Source organism: Priestia sp. ABM2_011 (assembly GCF_056158845.1).
Genome location: NZ_JBSWUB010000001.1, coordinates 1,363,464 through 1,381,440, shown reverse-complemented (window position 1 = coordinate 1,381,440; position 17,977 = coordinate 1,363,464). Strand labels below are relative to the sequence as shown.

Here is a 17,977-nt window from a genome sequence, read left to right as displayed (position 1 = left end):
CTTTTCTAATAACCTTATTAAGATCCAACATCTTCATTTTGCTGAGAAATCAACACCGAACGCGGCTTACTTCCTTCGTAGGGCCCAACCACTCCACGATCTTCCATCGCATCGATTAAGCGTGCAGCCCGGTTATAGCCAATTCGAAAGCGTCGCTGCAGCATAGAAACAGAAGCTGTTTGCATTTCTGCCACAAGCTGAACCGCTTCGTCATACAGCTCATCTGCAAAATCATCGACTTGTTCAGGGGCATCTGTTGGAATCATTTCTTCTTGATACTGTGCTTTTTGCTGTGCAATTACAAAATCAACAATCTCTTCTACTTCTTCATCTGATAAAAAGGCACCTTGCACACGCACAGGTTTTGAAGCTCCAACAGGCATGAACAGCATATCTCCTCTTCCTAGAAGCTTCTCAGCTCCTCCCATATCTAGGATCGTACGAGAGTCAGTTTGTGAAGATACGCTAAAAGCGATTCGGGAAGGAATGTTTGCTTTAATAACTCCAGTAATAACATCTACTGATGGTCGCTGTGTAGCAATAATCAAATGAATGCCGGCAGCACGAGCCATTTGAGCAAGACGTGTGATCGAATCTTCGACGTCAGATGAAGCAACCATCATCAAGTCAGCCAACTCATCAACAATCACCACAATATAAGGAAGAGTCGGCTGTTTTGCATCGGCGTCTCCATCATCATTCATACGTTTTACCAAATCGTTATATCCTTCAATGTTTCTCGTTCCGCTGTGTGAGAACAACTCATAACGTCGCTCCATCTCACTTACAACTTTCTTTAATGCTTGAGAAGCTTTTTTCGGATCTGTTACGACAGGAGCCAATAAATGCGGAATACCATTGTACATATTCAACTCAACCATTTTAGGGTCAATCATCATTAATTTTACTTCATGAGGCTTTGTTCTCATTAAAATACTAATAATAATACCGTTGATACACACACTTTTTCCGCTTCCTGTTGCCCCTGCTACAAGCATATGAGGCATTTTATTAAGCTCTGCTAGCACAGCTTCGCCTGAAATATCTCTTCCTAAACCAACTAATAGCTTTTTATCAGGTCGGTTATTTTCAGTCGCTTCAAGTACTTCTCTAAGTGAAACCATCGCTACTTCTTCGTTCGGCACTTCAATTCCTACCGCTGATTTCCCGGGAATTGGAGCTTCAATCCGAATATCTTTGGCAGCTAATGCAAGTGCTAAATCATCACTTAAATTAACAATCTTACTTACTTTTACTCCTACATCAGGATATACTTCATATTTTGTAACAGCTGGTCCAAGGTGAACTTTTGCCACTTTTGCTTTTACGCCGAAACTTTGAAACGTTTTTTCAAGCTTTTCGGCATTTTTATAAATATTTTTATGCTCTTTTGCCTGGTTACTTTTCTTTGGCATCGTTAATAGCTTGATAGGAGGAAGCTCATACTCTTTATTTTCCGTTTCAGTAAAGGTAATCATAGGAGCTTTTTCTTCTTCCTGTTCCTTTTGCGGCCTCGGCTGTTGCGGTGCAGCAGCTACAGGCTTCGATTCCATAACCGGAGGCACCGGAGCTATAGGAGCAGCAGGAGAGTGACTAGACTCTTCCTCTCCATAATCAAAGTGTTCAATAATTGGAGGCGAAGGTGCTTCCACTTCTATTTCCACGCTTTCTTCAGGTTCTTGAACAGCTTTTTCTTGGCGTCTCTTTTTTGTTGTTTTAGGGGCTTTTTTCTTCTTATGTTTCCACGTCTGAATATCTTGCCAGCCTTCTTTTAACTCCGTTGTTAAAAAATTAACTAGAGGTGACAGAAGTTTTAATACCGTTTCGTGAAGCGAACGTCCGGTAATGAGCAGTACCCCAATCACAATAAGCAAGGCAGCGATAAGTTCTGTTCCTAAGCTATCAAACAGATAGTAGAACATGGCAAACATAATAGCTCCTATCATCCCTCCCCCTAAATCACTGTGATTCGATTGTCCCGTTGCTTCGAGCATATACAAATCCCACGTATTCATAATGACAGATGGATCTGTAAACGTTCCGTTTTTCGATAAATTTTCAAATAACGTCACGTGACTAAACAGTAAAATAGATAAAATAATGAGGTATGTACCGATAAGCTGCCGCGTCACTAAAGGAGGCATTTCTCTTTTCCAAATAATATAAACAGATAGAATAACCATTCCGATTAAACACAGCATATACCATTCGCCAATAAATAAGCGGACCACGAGTACAAGAGCCTGTCCTACAGCACCGAGTCCTGCCATGGCAATTAACGTTAACGCTAATAAAAATAATCCAATAAGCTCAAAGCGCAATATGCGTTTCCATTCATCCTTTTTTATTTGACCTCTTCGTTTTTTCTTTGCCATTTTTCCACTCCAATCAACGTCCAACACCCTATGTTGATTTTGTTTCTTTTATCAGTTGAATAAAAAAGCAGCCAATACAGCGGCTGCCTTCTTCGTCATATTCATTATACCATATTCACCATAATTATACTGAAATCCTTACGACAAAATTTGACCAGGATAATAATTTTCATTCAAATAATCTTGAGGATTCGTGCTTAAAACCCTCACAATTTGCTGTTGTTTTTGTTCATTTTCTTCAACGATAACCGGGATTCCATTATGATTAATAAGCTTTGGCTGAGATTGTTCTTGATGATAAGACTGCTGAAAAATCAGTTCTTGTGGCATCATTGTATATAAAATCATTGCAGCAGCTGCTCCTCATTCTGACGTCCTTGCTCAATCAGTTCATTCAATTTTTTGATTGCTTGAGCAACTCCGCCTACTTCGTTAATTAACCCGTATGAAACAGCATCTCCGCCAACTACATTTGTCCCGATATCACGCGTTAAGTTCCCTTTTGAAAACATAAGTTCTTTAAACTTTTCTTCTGAAATATGAGAGTGTTCTCTCACAAAGTTAATCACGCGCTCTTGCATTTTATCTAAGTATTCGAATGTTTGCGGTACACCAATAACAAGACCCGTTAAGCGAATGGGATGAATGGTCATGGTCGCTGTACCGGCAATATACGAATAATCAGTTGAAACCGCAATTGGAACACCGATTGAATGTCCGCCTCCTAGCACAATGGACACAGAAGGCTTGGATAACGAAGCGATCATTTCCGCAATGGCAAGACCTGCTTCTACATCTCCACCTACTGTATTCAAAATAATAAGCAATCCTTCAATTTTTGGATTTTGTTCAATCGCCACAATTTGCGGGATGACATGCTCATATTTTGTCGTTTTATTTTGAGGAGGCAGCTGCATGTGCCCTTCGATTTGTCCTACAATCGTTAAACAGTGAATATTAGAATCCTGAGGAAGCTGAGCCACGTTGGTCTGTCCCAATTGTTGAATTTTATCTAATATTCCGCCCTTGCTTTCTTCATTTTTATTAGGCTGCTGAGGCGCTTCATCAGAATGTAATCTTTCGTTATTTTCAAACATATTCTAGCTCCTTTCACTTATTGATAATAGTAGTATGAACTTCTCATAGTTATTACATCCGCATCAGCTGCAAATAAAAAGCCTTCCCAGCGGGAAGGCTTCACATTAGATTTCCATGATAATCGGTAAAATCATCGGTTTACGACGGGTTTTTTCATATAAAAATTGATTTAAACTTTCTCTCATTTTTAATTTTAATGAAGACCACTCGATCACTTTGTCTTCCATACACTTTTCTAAAATTTGCTGAACAATCTTCGTTGCTTCTTCTAAAAGCTTTTCTGATTCTCTTACATAGACGAATCCGCGGGAGATGATTTCTGGCCCCGCTACTACTGTTTTTTGACGTTTATTAATCGTAACTACTACCGTTAAGATTCCGTCCTGTGACAGCAGCCTGCGATCCCTCAGAACGATATTCCCAATATCGCCGACGCCTAGTCCATCAATGAGCGTATTTCCCGCTTGAATAGAACCGCTAGGGTACATGCGAGCATCTTTAAACTCAACTCGCTCACCTTTTTCAAGCAAACAAATATGATCTTCTGATATTCCTAATTGACCGGCTAGCTTTGCATAAGCTTTTTGTTTTCGGTACTCTCCATTCACAGGCATGACATATTTCGGCTTTGTTAAGTTAATCATAAATTTTAATTCTTCTTGACTGCCGTGTCCGGAAGCCTGCACTTTCTTCTGAGCAAACACTACGCTTGCTCCTAAACGAAAGATGACGTCAATTGTTTTTGAAAAGGTCGTTTCGTGCCCCGCCACGGGTGTAGCAGCCAGCAGCACCGTGTCATCTTGTTTGATTTGAATAAATTTATGGGACTGTTTAGCCATTCGAGTAAGACCTGAAATCGGCTCTCCGTGATGACCTGTTGTTAAAATAACCGTTTCATGTTCTGAAAGATCCTTTAGCTTTTGCACAGGAACAATTAAATCCTCAGGCAGCTGCAAATGTCCAAGTTTTGCTGCAATATCAATGATTTTCAGCATACTCTTTTCCATAATGATCAGGTTACGGCCATGCTGATATGCGGCATGAATAATTTGCTGAATACGGTGCAGATTGGAACTGTATGCAGCAACAATGATTCGACCTTTGCTTTTATAAAAAGCGTCGGTAATATTTTGTCCGATGACGGCCTCGGAAACTGTATAGCCTGGCTTATCCGCATTTGTACTGTCTGAAAGCAAACACAGGACGCCTTTTTCCCCAATGGCAGCCATTTTTCCAATATCAGCGCTTTGAATGCTGACTGAGTTTTGATCAAATTTAAAATCACCTGTATATACAATCGCACCTTGATTGGTTTGTAAACAAATGCCGACTGAATCTTGTATACTGTGCTGCGTTCTAAAAAATGAAATATCCACTCCTTCAAACGATAAAACCGTTGACGAAGTGATAGGATGTAAAGCTTCATATTTTTTAATTCCATACTCTTTTAACTTTTCTTTGATAAGTGCTAGCGTTAATTCTGTACCATATACCGGCACGTCCAATTTTTGAAGTATAAAGGGAATAGCCCCAATTTGCTCTTCGTGTCCATGAGTAACAAAAATGCCTTTTACGTTCTGCTGATTTTCTACTAAATATGTAATGTCAGGAATGACAATATCAATTCCTAACATTTCCCCTCCCGGAAACTTTGACCCTGCATCTAACACATATATGTTTTCATTGATTTCCACCACATACATGTTTTTTCCAAGTTCTCCGACTCCACCCAAGGCTGAAATTTTAATATTTTCTGTCTTTTCTAGTACCATAAGTTCCTCCTACTTACTTTCACCCGTACAATTTCATTTGCTTACATTATAACTGAAGTAAGAATTGGAATACAAGAAATTTCATTCGTCTATTTCCGTCATCTGCTCTTCTATTATCTTATAAGAAAAAAACGTCTCTTCATCAACTCGTATATACGGTCAATGAAGAGACGTTTAAAAAACATACTTATAGCTTATAGCGTATTTAATGTGCTGACTAACGTTTGGCGTTCTTCTTCCGTTAACGGAACTAAAGGTAATCGTACCGATCCTACGTCTAACCCTTTTAGCTGTAAAGCTGTTTTAACAGGCGTTGGACTTGGAGCCGCAAAAAGAGATTTCATCACAGGTACAATACGCTGATGAATTTTTGCTGCTTCTTTCGGATTTCCTGACTCATACAACTTAACCATCTCTTGCATTTCATTTCCAATAACGTGAGAGGCAACAGAAATAATCCCAGTTCCTCCAATTGCTAATACCGGCAGTGTTAAGCCATCATCACCGCTGTATAAAGCAAAATCATCGCTTGTTTGTGCGATAATAGCTGTCATTGCGTCAAGGTCGCCGCTTGCATCTTTTAACGCTACAACATTTGGCAGTTCAGCTAGGCGTACAATTGTATCCACAGACATATTGATCACGGATCGCCCTGGAATATTGTATAACATGATAGGCAGCTCTGTACTTTCAGCAATTGTTTTAAAGTGCTGATATAAGCCTTCCTGATTCGGCTTGTTATAATAAGGTGCTACAATCATAATCGCATCTACGCCGATTTCTTCTGCCTTTTTCGTTAATTCAATTGATGCATACGTATTATTGCTTCCTGTACCTGCAACAACAGGTACACGGCCATCTACTACCTTTACTGAGTGGCGGAACAGCGCCAGCTTTTCTTCTGTTGAAAGCGTAGGAGATTCACCCGTTGTTCCTGCAATAACCAACGCATCTGAACCGTTGCTGATTAAATAGTTAATAAGCTGCGTTGTTTTTTCAAAATCAATATTTCCTTTATGATCAAAAGGCGTTACCATCGCTGTTGCGACTTTCCCAAAATCAATCATGTTTTCACTCCTTGAAATTGCATTATCCCTATTCATATAATGAACCGTTAGCTTATAGCTAACGGAACATGTAGTTTATCTCTTTTGCGGTGCTTTTGACAAGTCAAAGGCACCATGAAGAGCATTAACGGCTTTCTTTAAATCCTCTTCTTTTACAAGCACCCAAATCGTCGTATGGCTGTCAGCAGATTGTAAAATCTGAATACCTTCGCTAGAAAGAGCTGTAACAATTTTAGATGTAACACCAGGCACCCCTGCAATTCCTGCTCCAACCGTTGATACTTTGGCACAGTTGCGAATAACAGCCGGCTCATACCCTAGCGCATGAAGCACATCAATTGCTTTGTCAGTTGCTTCATCTGTTACCGTATATACAACACCCTTCGGTGAAATATTGATAAAATCTACGCTGATTTTTTCTTGTGCCATTGCTTTGAATACTTCTGCTTGCGTATCATAATGGCCTTCTTTACTAAAAACTTTAATTTGAGTCACGTTGGATACGTGGGCGATGCCTGTTACAAGGCGTTCTTGCACATCGCTTCCACGCTGCTGTGCTTCACCTTGAGATGTAACGAGCGTACCTTCTGAATCAGCATACGTGGAACGGACGCGCATCGGTACTTTTGCTTGCATGGCAATCTCTACAGCACGTGGGTGAACTACTTTTGCACCTTGATAAGCCATGTTGCATATTTCGTTATATGTGACAACGGATAGCGGTCTTGCATCTTCTACAATACGCGGGTCCGCTGTCATCACACCTTCTACATCCGTGAAAATGTCAATGTAATCAGCCATAAGGGCTGCACCTAACGCTGAAGCAGATGTATCGCTACCTCCGCGTCCAAGCGTTGTTGTATCACCTTCAGCAGTTGCCCCTTGAAAGCCTGTTACGACAACGACATCATATTCTTCTAATTCTTTTAACAAACGGTCGCATTTCATTTCTAGTATCTTGGCATTGGTGAAATCATCATTCGTCACAAACCCTGCCTGTGCACCGTTTAATGCTGTAGCTTTAATCCCATTTTCGTTTAATAAATTTGTAAACACAACCGATGAAATTAATTCTCCGCATGCCATAAGCATATCAAGCTCACGTTTGTTAAGAGACGCTTTATTTCCATCAACAAGTGAAAGCAATGTATCCGTTGCATACGGTTCACCTTTTCGTCCCATTGCCGATACAACAACGACTACTTTGTAACCCTCACTTAATGCATTATTTAAATGATAGATTGCTCTTGCTCTTCCTTCTTCGTTACGAACGGAAGTTCCTCCAAATTTTTGGACGATTATTTTCATACTTACACCTCATCATGTTCCGAGACACTCTGGTTGCGCTTATTTTACTAAGCTAAGCTTAATAAGTGATTCTGCAATTTGTACAGAATTCCAAGCTGCACCTTTTAACAAGTTATCAGAAACGATCCACATATGGAAACCGTTATCGCGATCTAAATCTTTACGAATACGGCCGACAAACACATCTCGTTTACCTACACAGTCTGCTGGCATTGGATATACTTGATTTTCTGGATCATCTTGCAATACGATACCAGGTGCATCAGCCAATAAATTTTTCACATCAGCTACCGTTACACCGTCTTTTTCAATTTCAATGTAAACTGACTCTGAATGACCTGTTACAACCGGTAGACGAACACAAGTAGCAGCTACTGGCAATTCAGGCATGCTCATAATTTTTTTCGTTTCATTAATCATTTTCATTTCTTCAAATGTAAAACCGTTATCTTGAAATTTATCAATTTGCGGAATGGCATTAAAAGCAATTTGATAATGTTTTTTATCTCCACCAACCGGTAAAATTTCCGGTGTAAACTCTTTTTCTTCTAAAATAGCTTTAGCTTGTTCTTTTAATTCATTAATTGCAGCAGCACCTGCTCCAGAAACGGCTTGATACGTTGATACTAGCACTTTAGATAAGCCGTATGTTTCGCGTAATGGCTGTAATGCTGCTACCATTTGAATTGTAGAGCAGTTTGGATTAGCAATGATTCCGTTATGTGCGTGTAATGCATCTTCATTCACTTCCGGCACAACTAACGGGACATTTTCATCCATTCGATAAGCGCTTGTGTTGTCTACAACGATTGCTCCGCGTTTTACTGCCTCTGGTGCAAGTGCTTTTGAAATGCTGCCGCCTGCACTGAATAAAGCAATGTCCACGCCTTCAAAGCTATCAGGAGTTGCTTCTTGCACAACAACTTCTTCTCCGTTAAACAACACTTTTTTACCAGCTGAACGAGCTGAAGATAATAACGTTAATTTACCAACTGGAAAATTACGCTCCTGTAGGGTTTTAATCATTTGTTGTCCTACTGCACCTGTTGCTCCTACTACTGCTACATGTAATTCTCTTGTCATTTTAATACCGCCTCCAACAATTTTCAACTACTCAACATTTATCTGCATATACTGACTATTTTAACATATTATTATGCTTCATTGCGTCAAAGAAGAGAAGATTTTTAAAATCTTCTCTTCTTTGAGATTGAGAGTTCTCTTACAGCCGCAGTATTGAACAGATTCATACAACAGCAAGAGGCATATATGTCCTATGACTCTTGACCGTCGCGGAACCTTTCGACAATAACAGGCTGAATCTGTTTATCTTCAAGCGCTGCGTACACCGTGTCTGATAACATCGTCATACGCGCTACCATTGAATTTGGTTTAAGCACCGGGTCATCTTGACCAAATGGAATAAAATAAATATTTTTAGTCGCCATTAGCCTCATTAAGTTTACACCATTTAGCCCTAGTGCGTCATTAGTCGAAATTCCCAGTACCACTGGCTTATTATTACGAAGCGTTGCTTTAGCTGCCATGAGTACCGGAGATTCAGTCATTGCATTCGCAAACTTACTCATCGTATTCCCAGTGATTGGGGCAACTACCATACAATCAAGCGGAATCTTTGGTCCTAGAGGCTCTGCTTTTACAATTGTATTGATGACGGCGTGACCTGTTAATTCCTCAATTTTCTTCACCCAGTCTTCTCCATCTCCAAAACGAGTATTTGTGGATTGTACAGTGTAAGAAACAACCGGTAACACTTCTGCTCCCAAATTAACAAGCTTTTCAATTTCTGGCATAACCGCATCATACGTACAGTGATATTCGGTCAAGCCGAATCCTATTCTTTTACCTTTTAATGACATTATTTTTTCTCCTCTCTCGCATCCGCAGCGTCTTTTAATAAATTCACTAATACATTAGCGACAATCTGACCTGCTGTTTTTGGAGCCACAATCCCTGGAAGACCAGGTGCTAAAATAGCTTTAATTCCTCGTTTTTCTGCATAGCGGAAATCGGTTCCTCCAGGCTTTGAAGCTAAATCAATAATGAGCGCGTGGGTCGGGACATTAGATAATGTCTTAGCCGTTAAGATGGGGTATGGAATGGTGTTAATACATATATCACTATCAGCAATTTCTTTATCGAGTTCAGAAAGATAGAAAGGCTGTAAACCCATTTCAGCAATACGTGCTAAATGTTCAGATTTTCTAGCTCCTACTTTTACATTGGCACCAAGTGCAGCAAAGGACCTCGCCACGCTCATCCCTACTCTTCCTAAACCTAGGACAGAAATATTTGAACCGTGAATGGTAAAATCCGTATGTTGAATAACAAGCATGATGGTACCTTCAACAGTAGGAATAGAGTTATAAATTGCTACATCATCACGCTCAAATAGCTGAACGAGTTTACGGTTTGTCGTTTTGACTAATTCGTTTAAATACCCATTGCTAATACCAGAATAAATAATGCAGTGCTCAGGCGTTTTTTTAAGTATTTCTTCAGTCAATACTACTTTTTCATTTGAAAAAATAGTATCTACTTGCCCTTCGTGATTTGTTCCAGGCACTGGAAGGATGATGGCGTCAACATCTGAAAAATCCAGCTCCTCTATCTGATATTTCGTCGCACCTGTAAAACCATGATCTAGCTGATCAAAACCAATAAGAGAGGTTTTTGCATCTAATTGAATTAATTTTCGAATGACTTCAAGCTGCCTAGCATCACCGCCAATTACAGCTATGTGCAAATCCGTTAACATGTTTCATTTTCACCTTCTTTAACATTAAATAGATGTATCCTTCGCTTAAACCATCGAGATGTAAAGTGCTATCATTACGCCCTAGAATGCCTATTGCTTTTCTTCAACATACTATGTAAACACACAGGAATCGGTGAATCTTTATCCCTGAAAATAAAAGAAACGAGATGCAGGAAGCATCTCGTTTGTTATTTTGTTGACTCATTATTTATGTCTTCTAGCTGATGAACATTTACAATCACCATATCCGTACCAATTTTTTCGATATTCCCCCACGGCACTCGCACTTCATCTCCTTGTTTTCGAAATCCAAACCACTTCACAGATGGAATAATAAGCGCATTAATTTGTCCCGTATGTTCATTAATTTCAAGATCTGTTTGCCCTAAAATACCCAAACGCTCTGCTCGCTTAACATCTACAATTTCTTTTCCACTCAGCTCACTTAATCTCATGAAATCCCTCCTTTCATCTAATTTATTGAACAACCATACAAAAAATGACATAAAAATAAGGCTGGCTCAATTATTTTAGCCAACCTTACTTTTATGGTTTAATTTCCTTTAAAACCCTTAGGTAAATCTCCACTCGGGCTTATTAATGAAAGCGCAAATTCGTCTTTGAAAATATCTCGTGCAAGACCATTTACACTATCTTTAGTCACGGCATTAACAAGGTCTAAAATCTCATCTAATGAACGGTGATAGCCCAGCATTAACTCATTTTTTCCGTTTCTGCTCATACGGCTATTTGTACTTTCAAGACTCAGCATTAAGTTTCCTTTCAGCTGCTCTTTGCTGTTAGCAAGTTCTTTATCCGTAATACCTTTGTCTTTCAAATCATAAAGCGTTTCTTGAACCGTATCATATAATACGTCGAGCTGATGGCTTCCAGTTCCCCCATAAATCGTTACAAGACCGCTGTCTCGATAAGAAGAATGATAAGAGAAAACAGAGTAAGCCAAGCCGCGCTGTTCACGGACTTCTTGGAACAAACGACTGCTCATACTTCCACCAAGCACGTTGTTTAATACAATTAAGCTATATACATCTTCTCCGCCGATTGGCAAACCTTTAAAGCCAAGGCAAAGATGAGCTTGTTCTGTCTCTTTTTTGCGCGCAATATGATTTGTATGGAACTCTGGCTGAACATATTGATGAGCGGAATGACTTGACGTATATGTACCAAAATAGTTTTCCACCTGTTGAATAAAACTCTCATCAATGTTTCCAGCTACTGAAATAACGATGTTTTCAGGAATATACATTTGCTCCATATACTGACGAAGCGAATCACCGTTAAATGTTTTTAACGTATCTTCCGTCCCTAAAATTGGATAGCCTAATGGATGATTGCCATATACGGCTTTTCCTAATAGATCGTGTACAATATCATCAGGTGTATCTTCATACATTTTAATTTCTTCATATACAACATTTTTTTCACGAGCTAATTCCTCTTCATCAAATGAAGAATTAAAGAACATATCCGCCAGCACATCTAGCGCTTGATCTGCGTGTTCGTCTAATACTTTTGCATAGTAGCACGTGTATTCTTTAGAAGTGAATGCATTTACTTGTCCCCCAATGCGGTCGAAGCTTTCTGCAATTTCACGAGCAGATCTTGTTTTTGTTCCTTTAAAAAACATATGTTCAAGAAAATGTGATACACCATTAATTTCAGGGTGTTCACTTCGAGAACCCGTTCCGATCCATACCCCAATGGCCACAGATCGAACAGTTGGGATATTTTCCAATACAATTCTTACACCATTTTTGCACGTATATCGTTTTATCAAGCTAGTGCCTCCCTTTTGCTTATCTCACTTACTTCTTAGTAGAAGAAGGTATTTTCATCATTCTTTCTTCATCTAGCATTGTTGACACATCGCTAACTTTCAGGCCTTTGCGTTCAATATCGGTTAACAATTGGTCAAGCGATTCAGCCGTTGATTCAGTCGGGTGCATCAGTACAATAGCCCCTGGATGAATCTTTTTCATTACTCGATTAATTAACACTTCTGAACTTGGCTTTTGCCAATCGATTGTATCAACTGTCCACATGATTGTACTCATTTTTAACTGAGAAGCAAGCGTTACTACTTCGGGGCGAAAACTGCCGCTTGGCGGAGCAAACCATTTTACTTTTTGTCCCGTAGTAGATGTAATAATATCATTCGTTTTTTTAAGCTGCTGATTGATTTGACTAGCCGATAAAGTGGCCATATCAGGATGAGAATAAGAGTGGTTTCCCACTTCATGCCCTGCGTCTACAATCATTTTTGCCATATCTGGATTATTTTTAACCCATTTTCCTTCTAAAAAGAAGGTTGCTTTAGCATGGTGCTTTTTCAGCACTTCTAACATTTTAGGCAAATACTCGTTCCCCCATGCTACGTTCACTGTAAACGATACCATAGGCTTTTCATCGTGTCCACGGTAGATAGGTTCCTGTGGTAAATCCTTCAAGTGAACCTTTGGTCTAACCTGTTTGTACACTAATTTTTTTTCATCAAATTTACCCGCAGGTTTCATATTTTTATAAGAAGCAGCAAGATCAACTTTTATGCCGTTATAGCCAGGAACCCGTTTCCAAACAGGATCGATTCGTGCATTCGCCGCTGGCTTTTCATAATCTTTTGCTTTTTCTTCAATCTTTTGATATAACGCATTATGCTGAGCTGATACAAGTTGTACATCGGATTTAAGTGCTTCTATATATGCTTCAGCAAAAGGATTATAAATAGATTTATATGTAATTGCCAGTAAAAATAGAAATGCTGTAAATTGCACAATGGTTCTCTTCACTTATCCTTCCCCCTTTACCATTTAAAATATGTATAAAGAGGACAAGGTAGAACAAACATCTACAAACGATAAAATCGCCCTACACATGGATTTTCTTCATGTATGGACGATTTCACAATATCTATATAGTAGTAAAAGAAGATTATTTTGTTTCTTTTGCTTTTTCTTCTTTTTCTTTTTGTTCTTTTAAAATTGCTTTACGAGATAAGTTAACGCGACCTTGTTTATCAATTTCCATGACTTTAACTAAAAGCTCGTCACCAATCGCTACAACGTCTTCTACTTTTCCAATACGCTCTTCTGCAAGCTCTGAAATATGAACAAGCCCATCTTTTCCGCTGAAGATTTCTACAAATGCACCGAATTTTTCAATTCGTTTTACTTTTCCTAAGTACATTTGGCCGACTTCAACTTCGCGTACAAGATCTTCAATGATTTTCTTCGCTTTTTCATTCATCGGCTGATCAATAGAAGAAATGAAGATTGTACCATCTTGTTCGATATCAATTTTAACGCCTGTTTCTTCGATGATTTTATTGATTTGCTTGCCGCTTGGTCCAATAACATCACGAATTTTATCAGGGTTAATCGCCATTGTAAGGATCTTAGGCGCATATTGAGAAAGCTCTTGACGAGGCGTAGCAATCGTTGACATCATATGATTTAAGATTTGCATACGGCCTTTTTTCGCTTGTTGAAGGGCTTCGTCTAAAATTTCACGAGATAACCCGTCAATTTTAATATCCATTTGAAGCGCAGTTACGCCATTTTCGGTACCTGCTACTTTAAAGTCCATGTCTCCTAGGTGATCTTCCATTCCTTGAATGTCCGTTAGAATCGAGTAGTGTTCACCTGATTTGATCAGACCCATTGCAATCCCTGCTACAGGTGCTTTAATTGGAACCCCAGCATCCATCATTGCAAGCGTGCTTGCACAAATACTTGCTTGTGAAGTAGAACCGTTTGACTCTAATACTTCAGATACAAGACGAATTGTATAAGGGAAATCTTTTTCATTTGGAATAACCGGTTCAAGTGCACGTTCACCTAGCGCACCATGTCCAATTTCACGACGACCCGGTCCGCGCATCGGTCTAGTTTCACCAACACTAAATGAAGGGAAGTTATAGTGATGCATGAAGCGTTTAGATTCTTCTACACTTAAACCATCTAAAATTTGCACATCGCCAAGTGCACCTAATGTACAGATGCTAAGCGCTTGAGTTTGTCCACGCGTAAATAATCCAGATCCGTGTGTACGTGGAAGCAAGTTTGTTTCAGAAGAAAGTGGACGAATTTCGTCAATACTACGGCCATCAGGACGTACTTTTTCTTCTGTGATCAAGCGACGCACTTCACTTTTAACAAGCTTCGACAAAATTTCATTCACTTGATTTAGTACTTCTTCTTCTACATCTTGCTCTTCAAATTTTGCAGCTACAGCGCTTTTCACTTCTTTAATCGCATTTTCGCGCGCATGCTTTTCTTGAACTTGAACAGCACGATTCATGTCACCTTCTGCAATTTCGCGAACTTGACGCTCAAGGTCAGCATCAACAGTATAAAGCTCAACTTCAACTTTTTCTTTGCCTACTGCTGCTACAATTTCTTCTTGGAACGCAATTAATTTTTTAATTTGCTCGTGTCCAAACATAATTGCTTCTAACATTACTTCTTCCGGCACTTCATCAGCGCCTGCTTCAACCATGTTGATCGCGTCTTTTGTACCAGCAACCGTCAGATGAATATCGCTTTTTTCAAGCTCATCTACCGTTGGGTTTACAACAAATTCATTGTCTACACGGCCTACGATTACGCCTGCAATAGGACCTTCAAATGGAATATCAGATACTGATAATGCTAATGAAGAACCAAACATTGCTGCGATTTCTGAAGAACAGTTTTGGTCTACGCTCATTACAACGCTGACAACTTGAACTTCGTTTCGGAAACCATCTGCGAATAAAGGACGAATCGGACGGTCGATTAAACGGCTAGCCAAGATTGCTTTTTCACTTGGTCTGCCTTCACGCTTAATGAATCCACCTGGGATTTTACCGACTGCATATAAACGCTCTTCATAGTTTACTGTTAACGGGAAGAAATCTACATTTTTAGGCTCTTTTGAAGCCGTTGCTGTACTTAATACAACTGTGTCTCCATAGCGGATTAATGCTGCGCCATTTGCTTGTTTTGCCAACTGGCCAACTTCAACTTCTAGCTTTCGTCCAGCTAAATCTACAGAGAACACTCGTTTTTCTTGTTCCATATCGACGAGTACCCCTCTCTACATATAAAATATGTATGTAATCAAATGTGATAGTTTTATTATAAACGAAATATCCAAAAACAATAGCTTTTTTCACATTATGTAGCATCTTTAATGTTTCTTAAATGTACATACTAAAAAAGCGGGAATGCTCCCGCTTTCTTCTTATTATCGACGTAAACCAAGTTTGTTGATTAACTCACGATAACGAGTAACGTCTTTGTTACGTAGGTAGTTAAGTAAGTTACGACGTCGACCTACCATTTTTAAAAGACCACGACGTGAATGGTGATCCTTTTTATGAGTACGTAAGTGACCGTTTAGATTGTTAATTTGCTCTGTTAGGACAGCGATTTGAACTTCTGGAGAACCAGTGTCGTTCGCATGAGTTTTGTACTCACTAATGATTTCATTTTTACGCTCTTGTGTGATAGCCATCCTATTCACCTCCTTATTATTAAACCCCAGTTACCGAGCAAAACGTTGGTGAATCGTAATGCCAAGCAATGGTTGTTTTACATACAAGTGTTATGTTACTACTTATTAGAACAAAAAGCAAGTCGTAGCAGCTATTTATATATATTTTTTTATTTCTTGTTTTTTTGAATTCCTTCAAAATAAGCAAGGGCTTCTTCCTTGTCCTTTGAAATATGACCGACAAGCTCTTCGATGCCGCTGAACTTTTTTTCTGAGCGAATCATTCGGTGCCATTTCACCGTTACGTGCTGATCGTAGATTTGCTCGTCAAATGATAATAAGTGGACTTCGATTGTTGGCTTTTCTAAATTATCGTGAAAAGTCGGCTTGTAGCCCACGTTGCACACTCCTGCATACCACTTACCGTGAAGCTGAAGCTCAACAGCATACACGCCGATGCGTGGAAGTAAATACTCATCGTCTAAAGCGATGTTAGCAGTAGGAAAACCTATTTGCCTGCCTCGCTTTTCTCCATGAGTCACTGTACCTGACACTTCATAATAGCGGCCAAGCAGCTCTTTTACTCGATGCATATCTCCATTTGCTAAACTTTCGCGAATAAGCGTTGAACTAATTTTTTCTTCGCCATTTGTTAACTTATCAATTGTTGTTTGCGTGAATTTTGATCGAGAATGAAATGGTAGTATTTCCATTGTTCCTTTACCTAACTTTCCATACGTATAGTCAAATCCAGCTACCACATGCTGTACATTCAGTCCAATAATATACTGATCAACAAACTCTTGAGGCAATAGTGCTGCAAACTGTTTATCAAAATGAACGATATATAAAAAGTCAATTCCCATTTCCTCAATGAGTTTCTTTTTTTCTTGAAGCGGTGTGATCATATCAATGTGCTGCACATTGCGCCCGAGCACCACAGAAGGGTGAGGAGTAAACGTCATCACAGCACTAGCTATGCCTTTTTCATCGGCTAACTGTTTTGCTGAATTTATCACTTGCTGATGCCCTAAATGCACACCATCAAAATAACCAAGCGCTAACACTGATTGTTGAACAGCTTCTCGTTGAAAGTGGTGTGGATGTCGAATTTCAATCGTTTCCAAAACACAGTTCACCTTTTCCCTAACCGGTCTAGTCGATTGCCAACACTTTAACCGGCTTCATTAAATGTTTTTTTGTTGGGTGCTGAGCATAAATTGCTAAGCACTTGCCTGCAGAATTTATCATTAAAAAGAAGGGTTCTTTTTTTAACTCTTCATCTTCCGTACACGGCAATACCGCGCCATTTTTCACTTTCTCTGCTAATGTATCACTAATTTGAAGTTTCGGCAAATGATTAAGAGCTTCTTCGATCGAATGTAGTTTCTCATTGATCGTTTCTTCTTCTACCGCCCGTTCAATATCTTCAAATGTCACACAATCTTCGAGTGAAAACTGCCCGGAACCCGTTCGCTGCAAATACGACATATGAGATGGATAGCCAAGAGCTTCTCCAATCATCACAGCAAGCGTTCGCACATATGTACCTTTGCTGCACGTTACGCGGAATTTGAAGGAAATTTGTTCTCCCTCAAATGTAGCGCGATCATCCAGCAGTTCAAAGTTATAGATATGAATGGTTCTAACTGGGCGCTCTACTTCGATTCCTTGCCTTGCATATTCATATAGTTTTTTACCTTTGACCTTTACCGCTGAATACATTGGAGGGACTTGCTGAAGTTCTCCTGTCATCGAAGACAGCACTTCTTCGATTTGAGCACGTGAAAAAGAATCCGCTACTTTCTTTTCTTCTACAACCTCTCCGGAAGAATCTTCTGTTGTTGTAGAAAACCCGAGTGTAACTTCCCCTTCATAGGTTTTAGTAGCTCCTGTTAGATATTCTACAATCTTGGTAGCTCTACCGATACAAATAGGCAATACCCCTGTAACGTCTGGGTCTAATGTGCCTGTATGCCCTACTTTTTTAGTGCGAAGCAGCTTTCGGACTTTAAACACACAGTCGTGCGAAGTCAGGCCAGCTGGTTTATGTAAAACTAAAACACCGTCCACTCATTCTTCATC

The 17,977-nt window shown here is 39.5% G+C and carries 16 protein-coding genes; all 16 read right to left on the bottom strand.

Annotation, left to right across the window (positions count from 1 at the left end):
- Positions 1-17: 17 nt before the first annotated feature.
- A complete protein-coding gene (locus ACXAE4_RS07280; RefSeq protein ID WP_028411390.1) occupies positions 18-2,375 on the bottom strand; it encodes an FtsK/SpoIIIE family DNA translocase in 2,358 nt (785 codons plus the stop codon).
- A gap of 138 nt (positions 2,376-2,513) precedes the next feature.
- The gene (locus ACXAE4_RS07275; RefSeq protein ID WP_028411391.1) at positions 2,514-2,723 is read right to left on the bottom strand and encodes a YlzJ-like family protein; all 210 of its coding nucleotides are present in this window, start codon (positions 2,721-2,723) and stop codon (positions 2,514-2,516) included.
- Positions 2,720-3,472: a ClpP family protease gene (locus ACXAE4_RS07270; RefSeq protein WP_013058820.1), complete on the bottom strand. Its 753-nt coding sequence runs from the start codon at positions 3,470-3,472 to the stop codon at positions 2,720-2,722. Before ACXAE4_RS07270 ends, ACXAE4_RS07275 begins: the two co-directional genes overlap by 4 nt.
- 105 nt (positions 3,473-3,577) lie before the next feature.
- On the bottom strand, positions 3,578-5,245 hold the full coding sequence (locus tag ACXAE4_RS07265; RefSeq protein WP_028411392.1) for a ribonuclease J: 1,668 nt from the start codon (positions 5,243-5,245) through the stop codon (positions 3,578-3,580).
- A gap of 194 nt (positions 5,246-5,439) precedes the next feature.
- Complete coding sequence (gene dapA / locus ACXAE4_RS07260) at positions 5,440-6,312, bottom strand: 4-hydroxy-tetrahydrodipicolinate synthase (protein ID WP_154989757.1); 873 nt, start codon at positions 6,310-6,312, stop codon at positions 5,440-5,442.
- Positions 6,313-6,387: 75 nt separating this feature from the next.
- Positions 6,388-7,620: an aspartate kinase gene (gene dapG / locus ACXAE4_RS07255; RefSeq protein ID WP_028411393.1), complete on the bottom strand. Its 1,233-nt coding sequence runs from the start codon at positions 7,618-7,620 to the stop codon at positions 6,388-6,390.
- Between the two features lie 39 nt (positions 7,621-7,659).
- Positions 7,660-8,703: an aspartate-semialdehyde dehydrogenase gene (asd, locus tag ACXAE4_RS07250; protein ID WP_013058824.1), complete on the bottom strand. Its 1,044-nt coding sequence runs from the start codon at positions 8,701-8,703 to the stop codon at positions 7,660-7,662.
- Positions 8,704-8,894: 191 nt separating this feature from the next.
- Positions 8,895-9,500 (bottom strand): dipicolinate synthase subunit B, encoded by a 606-nt coding sequence (locus ACXAE4_RS07245; RefSeq protein ID WP_475235749.1) that lies wholly within the window; start codon positions 9,498-9,500, stop codon positions 8,895-8,897.
- The gene (gene dpaA, locus ACXAE4_RS07240; RefSeq protein ID WP_013058826.1) at positions 9,500-10,399 is read right to left on the bottom strand and encodes a dipicolinic acid synthetase subunit A; all 900 of its coding nucleotides are present in this window, start codon (positions 10,397-10,399) and stop codon (positions 9,500-9,502) included. The genes ACXAE4_RS07245 and dpaA overlap by 1 nt, the downstream gene beginning before the upstream one ends.
- 188 nt (positions 10,400-10,587) lie before the next feature.
- Complete coding sequence (locus ACXAE4_RS07235; RefSeq protein WP_013058827.1) at positions 10,588-10,854, bottom strand: YlmC/YmxH family sporulation protein; 267 nt, start codon at positions 10,852-10,854, stop codon at positions 10,588-10,590.
- Between the two features lie 98 nt (positions 10,855-10,952).
- Positions 10,953-12,197, bottom strand: a complete 1,245-nt coding sequence (locus tag ACXAE4_RS07230; protein WP_028411394.1) for a M16 family metallopeptidase — start codon at positions 12,195-12,197, stop codon at positions 10,953-10,955.
- 28 nt (positions 12,198-12,225) lie between these two features.
- Complete coding sequence (locus ACXAE4_RS07225) at positions 12,226-13,206, bottom strand: polysaccharide deacetylase family protein (protein WP_028411395.1); 981 nt, start codon at positions 13,204-13,206, stop codon at positions 12,226-12,228.
- Positions 13,207-13,348: 142 nt separating this feature from the next.
- Entirely contained in the window at positions 13,349-15,475 is a 2,127-nt protein-coding gene (gene pnp, locus ACXAE4_RS07220) for a polyribonucleotide nucleotidyltransferase (RefSeq protein WP_014458473.1), read from the bottom strand.
- Positions 15,476-15,643: 168 nt separating this feature from the next.
- Entirely contained in the window at positions 15,644-15,913 is a 270-nt protein-coding gene (gene rpsO, locus ACXAE4_RS07215; protein ID WP_013058831.1) for a 30S ribosomal protein S15, read from the bottom strand.
- A 149-nt stretch (positions 15,914-16,062) separates the two neighbouring features.
- Complete coding sequence (ribF, locus tag ACXAE4_RS07210) at positions 16,063-17,019, bottom strand: bifunctional riboflavin kinase/FAD synthetase (RefSeq protein ID WP_475235744.1); 957 nt, start codon at positions 17,017-17,019, stop codon at positions 16,063-16,065.
- Between the two features lie 28 nt (positions 17,020-17,047).
- Entirely contained in the window at positions 17,048-17,965 is a 918-nt protein-coding gene (truB, locus tag ACXAE4_RS07205) for a tRNA pseudouridine(55) synthase TruB (RefSeq protein WP_033579797.1), read from the bottom strand.
- Between the last annotated feature and the right edge of the window lie 12 nt (positions 17,966-17,977).

Bases quoted from the DNA above. Each gene is read 5' to 3' on its own strand.
- rpsO (WP_013058831.1), bottom strand. From the start codon at position 15,913: ATGGCTATCACACAAGAGCGTAAAAATGAAATCATTAGTGAGTACAAA.
- pnp (WP_014458473.1), bottom strand. From the start codon at position 15,475: ATGGAACAAGAAAAACGAGTGTTCTCTGTAGATTTAGCTGGACGAAAG.
- ACXAE4_RS07235 (WP_013058827.1), bottom strand. From the start codon at position 10,854: ATGAGATTAAGTGAGCTGAGTGGAAAAGAAATTGTAGATGTTAAGCGA.
- ACXAE4_RS07245 (WP_475235749.1), bottom strand. From the start codon at position 9,500: ATGTCATTAAAAGGTAAAAGAATAGGATTCGGCTTGACCGAATATCAC.
- ACXAE4_RS07275 (WP_028411391.1), bottom strand. From the start codon at position 2,723: ATGATTTTATATACAATGATGCCACAAGAACTGATTTTTCAGCAGTCT.
- ACXAE4_RS07280 (WP_028411390.1), bottom strand. From the start codon at position 2,375: ATGGCAAAGAAAAAACGAAGAGGTCAAATAAAAAAGGATGAATGGAAA.
- asd (WP_013058824.1), bottom strand. From the start codon at position 8,703: ATGACAAGAGAATTACATGTAGCAGTAGTAGGAGCAACAGGTGCAGTA.
- dapG (WP_028411393.1), bottom strand. From the start codon at position 7,620: ATGAAAATAATCGTCCAAAAATTTGGAGGAACTTCCGTTCGTAACGAA.
- dpaA (WP_013058826.1), bottom strand. From the start codon at position 10,399: ATGTTAACGGATTTGCACATAGCTGTAATTGGCGGTGATGCTAGGCAG.
- ACXAE4_RS07270 (WP_013058820.1), bottom strand. From the start codon at position 3,472: ATGTTTGAAAATAACGAAAGATTACATTCTGATGAAGCGCCTCAGCAG.
- ACXAE4_RS07265 (WP_028411392.1), bottom strand. From the start codon at position 5,245: ATGGTACTAGAAAAGACAGAAAATATTAAAATTTCAGCCTTGGGTGGA.
- dapA (WP_154989757.1), bottom strand. From the start codon at position 6,312: ATGATTGATTTTGGGAAAGTCGCAACAGCGATGGTAACGCCTTTTGAT.